Here is an 8,743-nt window from a genome sequence, read left to right as displayed (position 1 = left end):
CCGGCCAGCCGGTCCCCAGGTCGAGTTCGATCAGCCGCCACGGCGGTGCCGAGAAGCCCGCGCAGCGCCGGCGCGGACCGCCCCGGCGTCCAGCCGAGCGCCCGGTCCACCGCCGCGCCGGTGGCCACGCCGCCCAGGGTGGCAGCGGCCATCAGCACCGCCCGTCGCTCGCCGTCGAGCCGGTCCAGCTCCGCGCCGACCGCCCGGCGCACGTCGTCGGGCAGCGGGAGCGCAGCCGGGTCCGCGCCGTCGACGATGGAACGCACGTACGCCGTCGCGTGCCCGGGACGGCCGCCCACCACCGGCAGCAGCCGGTCGACAAGGGCCACCGGCTGCCCGGCCCGGGTCAGCAGGAGACGCAGCAGCCGGCCGCTCTGCACCGTGGCCAGCGGCCGGACCGCCACCCGGCGGGCCGCGCCGGGTCGGGTGTCGGCCCAGTGCGGCTGGTGCAGGGTGACCACGGCCAGCGGCAACCCGCGTGCCGTGGCGGCGGTGAACAGAGCGTGCAGGAACCGGCTCACCGCGGGTGCGGCCCGGTCCAGGTCGTCCACGGCGACGATCAGCGGCCGATGGGCGGCCAGGCGCAGCAGGGCGTCCCGGCAGGACGCGGCGCCGGCCAGCGCGGCCACCGAGCCGTCCGGGGCGGCCAGCAGCCGTTCCAGCGCCGGGACCGCCGCAGCGACCCGGGCCGGCGGGAGCAACGGTGTCAGGGTCGCCGTCAACCGGTCGCGGATCACCGCCGGGCCGTCACCGTGACGGATCCCGGTGAGCCCGCGGAGCAGGTCCGCGACCGGCGCGAGCACCTGGTCCGGGTACGGCTGGCAGGTCGCCACGCACCAGCGCACCGCCACCCCGTCCACCGTGGTCAGCGACGTGGTCAGCTCGTGCAGCAGCCGGCTACGTCCGCTTCCGGTCGGACCGACCAGGGACACCCAGCGCGGGTGGTGCTCGCGGACCGCCCGGCTCAGCTGGTCCCGCACGGTCGCCAGCTCGCGACGGCGGCCGATCAGCGGGCCGTCGTGCGGGTCGGCACTCGGGCGCACGGGACCGACGGCGTGCCAGACCGGGCCCGGCGGCACCCGCCCGGCGACCGGCACCGGTGCCAGTTGGCGCTGGGCGATCAGGCCGGCGGTGGCCCGGGCGGTGGCCGCGCAGAGCGCGACGGCGCCGGGTGGCGCGTACTCCTGCAGGCGGGCCGCCGCGGTGATCACCGCGCCGCTGGCCACGCCGTGACCGCCGTTGACGGCGCTGCCCAGGTCGACCACCACCTCGCCGGTGGCCACGCCGACACGCACCCGCAGCGCGATGTCACCGATCACCGGGCGGCGGTCCAGCGCGGCCTGGATCTCCAGCCCGGCGCGGACCGCCCGGTACGCGTCGAAGCCGTCGGAGTGCCGCGCGCCGAACAGAGCCATCACCGCGTCGCCGACGTACTTCTCGACCACCCCGTGCCAGCGGCGCAGCACGCTGGCGACGGTGGCGAAGTAGGCCCGTTGCAGCGCCCGGACGTCTTCCGGGTCCAGCCGGTCGACCAGTGCGGTGGAGCCGACGATGTCGACGAAGAGGACGGTCACCGTGCGTCGCTCCTCCGGCACCGGCCAGTGCGGGGCGATGGTCCGCTGCGTGATGATGGTGGTCATGGGTATCGCACCGGCCCTTCTCCCGTTGTTGGCTGACGACCCTCGGAGATTGGCATTCCTGGGCTGACGGGGGATCGGCAGAACGACGTATGTCGGCCACCCGCAACCTTTAGTCGCAATGTCGACGCGAGGAGTACCACAAGCGGCAGATGGCCGTAGAACGGTACGGGGGCGTGTGATTAGGCTGCGTGCCATGGCCAGCGATGTGGACACCGCACCGCTCGTGGGCCGGGCCGAGCTGGTGCAGACGGTTCGGTCCGCGTTGCTCGGTGACGTCACGCACGGGCAGACCGCCGCCGTCTTCCTGACCGGTGAGAGCGGTGTGGGCAAGACCCGGCTGCTCGGCGAGATCGGCGCCGGGTTGCGCGACCAGGGCGCGCTGGTGCTCACCGGCAGCTGCCTGGACATCGGCGACGCCTCCCCGCTGCACCCGTTGTTGCAGGCACTGCGGCGCTTCGACGCCGATCTGTCCACTTCGCACGCGCGCACCTCCTCGGCCGTGCGGGGGCTGTTGCAGATGTTCGCCGACGAGACCGCCGGCCCGGACGGCGCGGGCGCGCTGCTGGAACGGGTCTCTCGGGGGCTGCACCTGATCGCCGAGGGCCGTCCGCTGGTGCTGATCCTGGACGACCTCCAGTGGGTCGACCGGAGCACCCGCCAGCTGCTGCTCTACCTGCTGGCCGGGCTCGGCGACCTCCAGCTCTCGGTGCTCGCCGCGGTCCGCGCCGAGTCGCTGCAGGGTGCACACCCGTTGCGTCGGGTGCTCACCGAGCTGCGTCGACTGCGTACGGTGCGGGTGCTCGACCTGTCCCCGTTGGACCGCGCCGGCACCGAACGGCTCGCCGCCGCGGTGGTCGGCCGGGAGCTCACCGCGGACGCGGCCGAGCAGGTGTGGCAGCGCAGCGGCGGCAACCCGTTCGTCATCGAGGAGCTGGCCCGCGACCTGCGCGACGGCCGGGACGGGCTGTCCGAGACGCTGAGGGAGATCTTCCTCGCCCGGGTCGACGCGCTGCCCCAGCACGCGCACGCGGTGGTGCACGCGGTGGCCGCCGGCGTCGAGCCGGTGGAGCACTGGCTGCTGGCCCAGGTGCTCCGGCTGCCCGAGGAGGAGCTGATCGAGGCGGCCCGCGCCGCCGTGGCGCACCGGCTGCTGGTCGGCGCCGACGACGGCTACCGGCTGCGGCACCGCCTCGTCGCCGAGGTCCTGGCGCACGAGCTGCTGCCGGCCGAGCGTTCCGGGTTGCACCGTCGCTACGCCGAGGCGCTGACCGCCGCGCCGGCCGAGCTGCACCAGGCCCGACTGGCGCACCACTGGCGGCTGGCCGGCGAGCCGGCCCGGGCGTTGCCGGCGGCGGTGGCCGCCGCGCAGGAGGCCGAGCGGCTGCACGGCTACGCCGAGGCGCACCGGCACTGGTCGGCGGCATTGCAACTGGCCGGCGACCCCGGCACGCCGGGTGTGGACCGGGTCGAGTTGCTCGGGCACGCCGCCGAGGCGGCCCACCACTGTGGGGAGCACGCCCGGGCGCTGGCCCTGCTGGAGGAGCTGGCTGTGGTGCAGGGCGGCGAGCCGAGCTGCGCGCTGCACATCCGCCGGGCCCGCTACCTGGCCGCCGCCGGGCGCTCGGCGCTGGCCGAGGAGGAGTACCAGCGGGCGTTGGAAGCGGCCGACTGCTCCCCGGGTGAGCGGGCCACCGCCGCCGCGCACCTGGCCGAGCTGCTGCTGCACCTTGGCCGGTACGCGGACGCCGGCCGGCGGGCCCGGGAGGCGCTGGCGCTGGCCGCCACGGTGGAGGGATCCACCACCGAGGTGGTGCTGGCCAGCTCGGCGCTCGGCTTCAGCGGCGCCTACCTGGAAGACCCGGACGCCGGGCTGGCGGTGATGCGCCAGGCGCTCGACACCGCCGAGCGCGCCGGCCGGCCGGAGGACGTGGCCTGCGCGTACCTGCACCTGGCCGAGCTGCTCACCGGTCCGCTGAACATCCTCGAGGAGGGGGTGGTGGTGGCCCGCCGGGGCGCCGAACGGGTGGCGGAACTGGGGCTGGGCCGCACCTGGGAGACCCGGCTGCTGGCCATCGCCACCAACGGGCTGTTCCGGGTGGGCCAGTGGGCCGAGGCCGAGAAGGTCGTCGCCGCCGCGCTCCGGCACCGCCCGTCCGGGGCGGACGCCGTCGAGCTGCTGCTGGCCCGGTGCCGGCTCTCGGTGGGCTACGGCGACATCGACGCCGCCGACCGGGACCTCGACGCGGTGGCCACCGTGCTCGCCGGCGGCGGGGCCCGGCACGTCATCCCCCTGCTCACCCTGCGCGCCGGGCTGGCGATGTGGGAGGGCCGGCACGACGTGGCGCGGCAGGCGGTGCAGCGCGGCCTGACCGAGAGCCGCTCGGACGACGTGACCATCCTCTCCGCGCTGGTCTGGCACGGCCTGCGCGCCGAGGCGGAGGCGCACGCCAGCCGCACGGTGGCGGTCGACCCGACGGCGGTGCGCCGGCTGCGGGAGGTCGCCGAGCGGGTGGCGCGCAAGAGCGCGTCCGCGGCACGTCCGGTGCGATCGGTGGTGGACGGTTTCCTGGCGCTCTGCGCCGCCGAGGTGAGCCGACTCGACGGCAGCGACCCGGAGCTGTGGGCCAATTCGGTCGCCGAGTGGGAACGGCGCAACCACCCCTACCCGGCGGCGTACTCGCGGCTGCGGCAGGCCGAGGCGTTGCTGGCGCGGCGCAGTCGGGTGGCCACGGCCGCCAAGCTGCTGCGCGAGGCGTACCGGGTGGCGCAGGGGTTGGGCGCGGTGCCGTTGACCTCCGAGATCCGCGAGCTGGCCGGGCGGGCCCGGGTGTCGCTGGAGGAGCACGAGGCCACCGACCGTACGCGGGGCGCGGCCGCGGCCGAGCCGGTCGACGACGAGCTGGCGGCGCTCACCGCGCGGGAGCGGGAGGTGCTCGTCCTGGTCGCCGAGGGACTGACCAACAAGGAGATCGGGCAGCGGCTGTTCATCAGCGAGCGGACCATCGGCGTGCACGTGTCGCACATCTTCGACAAGCTCCAGGTCCGTAGCCGTGTCCAGGCCACCGCCATCCAGTTGCGCGGTCGGCGCGGCTGATCGACCGGTCGGTCAGTCGGCGCGCCTGTGCGCGCCGGGATACGTCGTTCTACTGATCCGGCGGTCGATGTCGGCTGAAAGGCTGAGCACCGTCGACGGCGGCACGGGGGTGCCGCGGACCACCATGGAGGAGAGATGACCGAACCGGTCTGGGGGCCCGTGCACCGGGACATCGTCGACCTGCTCGCCGACCATCCGGCGGACGTGCCGGCCGTTGTCGATCACCTCACCAAGCTCCAGGACCTTCTGGTGCGGCTGCCTCCGTTGGAGGAGAGCTGCCCGTTGGCCGACTTCAACAAGCTCTACCTGACCATCACCAGCAGCGTCCTGGACGGGCTGTACGACGACCGCTTCGTCGACCCGGTCTTCCTCTCCCGGCTGGACGTCGAGTTCGCGGCGCGGTATTTCGACGCGATGCGACTGTGGACCGACTCCAGCCCCGGCACCCCGAGGGCGTGGTCGTGCCTGTTCGAGCGGATGCGCGGGCCGGACGCCCGCCCGCTGCCGTCGGCGGCGGCCGGTGTGAACGCGCACATCAACTTCGATCTGCCGTTCGCCCTGGTCACCACGTTCGACCACCTGGAATCGGAGCCGGTCGACGGCAGCGACCAGCACCACGACTACCTCGAGATCAACAACATCTTCGCCGACAAGATCCCCGGCCTTCGTCGGGGTTACCTGGAGCGGTGGCAGCTGCTCATCGACATGCTCAACGGGGACATCGACGACTGGTACCAGGGGGAACTGGTCGAGTACACCCGCGATGTCGCCTGGCGCAACGCGCAGAAGATCTGGCGGTGCCGGCACGATCCGGACGCCCGCGAGTGTGAGCGCACGCGGTTGGACGACAACGCCGCGGCGCTCGGCCGGTTGCTGCTCTCGCCCCTGGGGGCGTTCCTGCAGTAGCCGGGACGGGGGGTCCCCGCGCTCCGCCCGATGGGGGGCGGCGGAGCGCGGGGACGCGTCCCGCCCCGCCAGCTCCACCCACCCCGCGACGCCGCCTGCGGAATGCGGTCGGCTCCGGGTGACAGCCGGCCGACCCCGGGGGGTGTCGACCGTCTGCCGTCGTCGGCCGGCCCGGGGGGTGTCGGCCGGCGGTGGGGGAACCGGCGGGGAGGGGCCGCGTCGCCGGTGGCGGGAGATCCGACCGGACGGGGGGTGTCGCCGAGCCTTTACGGGGTACGCCCGCGCCATGACCGTCCTGGCCCGGCGCCGGCCCGCCGCCCGACCCCGGCCCGCGCGGCCCGGCCCACTGAGGCCGGGTGGCCCGGTGCCGCGACCCACCGTCCGTCCCGGTGCGCCATGACCGGCCCCGCGACCCGGTTCCCGTTCCGCTTCGACCCGGTGTTCCGCCCGGCGTTGGCGCTGCTGGGCGTCCGGCCGGCGACGGCCTGGGTCACCGTCACCGACCGGGATCTTCTGATTCGGTACGGGCCGTGGCGGTTGTACACCGACCGGGCCAACGTGACCGGCGTCGAGGTGAGCGGCCCGTACCGCTGGTGGCGGGCGATCGGCCCGCACGTGTCGCTGGCAGACGGCGGTGTGAGCTTCGGCAGCAGCACCGCCGGCGGGGTCTGCCTCCGCTTCGGCGTACCGGTGCCGGCCATCGCGCCCGGGGGGCGGCCCCGGCATCCGGCGGCCACCGTGACCATCACCGATCCGCCCGCCCTGGCTCGGCTGCTCGCCGGCCCGGACCTGCCCTGAGCAGGCCACCGGCCTGCCCGGTTCCGCCGGTCCCGCCGCGCGGTACCGCCTACCGTCTGAGCAGGACCTGCGAGCGTGGGACGGGCGATGGCTGACGAGCACCGGGGGAAACCGCGACGCTGGAGCGGGCGCCGCCACCAGGCCACCGGCCCGGACCCGGCGCTGCGCGCGGCCCGCGACCCGGCCCGTCCGCACCGGGGCGGCCGGCAAGGTGTCGTGGTGCCCGAACGGGTGGCCAGCCCGGTCCGGCCGATGCCGCCGGCCAGCCCGCTGCGCCGGTGGCTCTTTCAGCACCAGGTGCAGCCGCCCGGCCCGGAGGCGATCGAGGGGCAGAGCCGGGCGCACGCCTGGTGGCAGGTGATGTGCCTGACCGGCGTGGACTACTTCTCGACCCTGTCGTACCTGCCGGGCATCGCGGCGGTGGCCGCCGGGGCGCTCTCGCCGCTGGCGACGCTGCTGATCGTCGCGCTCACCCTGTTCGGCATGCTCCCGATGTACCGGCGGGTCGCCCACGAGAGCCCGAACGGACAGGGTTCGGTGGCGATCCTGGAGCGGCTGCTGCCGTTCTGGCGGGGCAAGATCTTCGTGCTCGTGCTGCTCGGTTTCGTGGCCACCTCCTGGATCATCACGATCACCCTCTCCTCGGCCGACGCCACCGTGCACCTGCTGCAGAACCCGTACCTGCCGGAAGCCCTGCACGGCCGCTTCGTCCCGGTGGCGGTCACCGTGGCGCTGCTGCTCATCCTCGGCGGGGTCTTCCTGCTCGGCTTCCGCGAGGCGGTGGTGGTGGCCATCCCGCTGGTCGCGATCTTCCTGCTGCTCAACGCGGTGATCGTGCTGGTCGCGCTGACCCGGATCGTGGCCGACCCGGGCATCGTGTCGGACTGGACCACCGCGGTGACCGCGGACGGCGGCGGGCCGGGCGGCGTGCTGCTCACCGCCGCGTTGGCCTTCCCGCTGCTGGTGCTGGGGTTGTCCGGGTTCGAGACCGGGGTCAGCATGATGCCGCTGGTGGCGGCCCACGGGCCGGACCCGCAGGCCCGGCTGGCCGCGCGGATCCGCAACACCCGCCGGCTGCTCACCACCGCCGCGCTGATCATGTCGGTGTACCTGATCTCGACCACCTTCGTGACCACGGCGCTCATTCCGGCCGAGGAGTTCCGGCCGGGCGGCGCCGCGAACGGCCGTGCGCTGGCCTTCCTGGCGCACACCTACCTGGGTGAGCTCTTCGGCACCGTCTACGACGTGAGCAGCGTGCTCATCCTGTGGTTCGCCGGCGCCTCGGCGATGGCCGGCCTGATCAACATCGTGCCCCGCTACCTGCCCTCGTACGGCATGGCCCCGGAGTGGGCGCGGGCGGTGCGCCCGGTGGTGATCGTCTACACCCTGGTCAGCGTGGCCCTCACCATCGCCTTCCGGGCCGACGTCAACGCCCAGGCCGGAGCGTACGCCACCGGCATCCTGGCGATGATGGTCTCCGGCGCGGTGGCGGTGACCATCTCCGCGGCCCGCCGCCACCGGCGCACCGCCGCAGTCGGCTTCACCGTGCTGACCCTCGTGCTGCTGTACGCGCTGGTGGAGAACGTCATCGAGCAGCCGGACGGGATCACCATCTCGGCGCTGTTCATCCTCGGCATCATCGGGGTCTCGCTGGTCTCCCGGGTCACCCGGACCACCGAGCTGCGCGCCGAGCGGATCGAGTTCGACGAGCCGGCCCGCCGGTTCATCACCGAGTCGCTGGCCCACGACGGGCAGCTGCACCTGATCGCGAACAAGCGGCAGAGCGGCTCGGTGAAGGAGTACACCGTCAAGGAACGGGCGCAGCGCGGGATGAACCCGGTGCCCGGCGCCGCCGACGTGCTGTTCCTGGAGATCGACGTGGTCGACCCGTCGGAGTTCAGTCAGGTGTTGCGGGTGCACGGGGTCGAGGTGGGTGGCTTCCGGGTGCTGCGGGCCAGCAGTCCGGCCGCGCCCAACGCGATCGCCGCCATCCTGCTGGCCCTGCGTGACGCCACCCGGGTCCGGCCACATGCGCACTTCGAGTGGTCGGAGGGGAGCCCCATCGCGCACCTGCTGCGGTATCTGATCCTCGGCCGTGGGGACACCCCGCCGGTGGTACGGGAGATCATCCGGCGTACCGAGCCGGACCCGCTGCGCCGGCCCGGCATCCACGTCGGCGGGTGATCGAGGCGCGATCCGGCGAACTTTGAAGACGAATGGCAGTATTCTTCACGTTCATACCTGGCTGTCCGTATTGCGCCTTTATCGTGGCCTTTGGTGGTCGACGGCGCGTCGATCCCCCCGC

5 protein-coding genes are annotated in these 8,743 nt (G+C 74.2%); 4 read left to right on the top strand and 1 reads right to left on the bottom strand.

Features of this window, described 5'->3' with window-relative positions; translation table 11 throughout:
* Positions 1-1,640: AAA family ATPase (locus tag ACWD5O_RS33900; protein WP_450087796.1), on the bottom strand; the 1,640-nt coding region annotated here is incomplete at its 3' end.
* Between the two features lie 193 nt (positions 1,641-1,833).
* On the opposite strand from ACWD5O_RS33900, the gene ACWD5O_RS33895 reads away from it, so the two are divergent.
* From ACWD5O_RS33895 to ACWD5O_RS33880, 4 genes are all read left to right on the top strand, one after another.
* Complete coding sequence (locus ACWD5O_RS33895) at positions 1,834-4,734, top strand: helix-turn-helix transcriptional regulator (RefSeq protein WP_449939331.1); 2,901 nt, start codon at positions 1,834-1,836, stop codon at positions 4,732-4,734.
* A 135-nt stretch (positions 4,735-4,869) separates the two neighbouring features.
* Positions 4,870-5,640, top strand: a complete 771-nt coding sequence (locus ACWD5O_RS33890) for a DUF5995 family protein (RefSeq protein ID WP_354962257.1) — start codon at positions 4,870-4,872, stop codon at positions 5,638-5,640.
* A gap of 396 nt (positions 5,641-6,036) precedes the next feature.
* A complete protein-coding gene (locus ACWD5O_RS33885) occupies positions 6,037-6,438 on the top strand; it encodes a hypothetical protein (RefSeq protein ID WP_449939333.1) in 402 nt (133 codons plus the stop codon).
* A gap of 87 nt (positions 6,439-6,525) precedes the next feature.
* Positions 6,526-8,622, top strand: a complete 2,097-nt coding sequence (locus ACWD5O_RS33880; RefSeq protein ID WP_450087795.1) for an amino acid transporter — start codon at positions 6,526-6,528, stop codon at positions 8,620-8,622.
* The last annotated feature ends 121 nt before the right edge of the window (positions 8,623-8,743 follow it).

The organism is Micromonospora sp. NPDC005161 (assembly GCF_053599855.1).
This window is presented reverse-complemented; position numbering and strand designations above follow the sequence as displayed.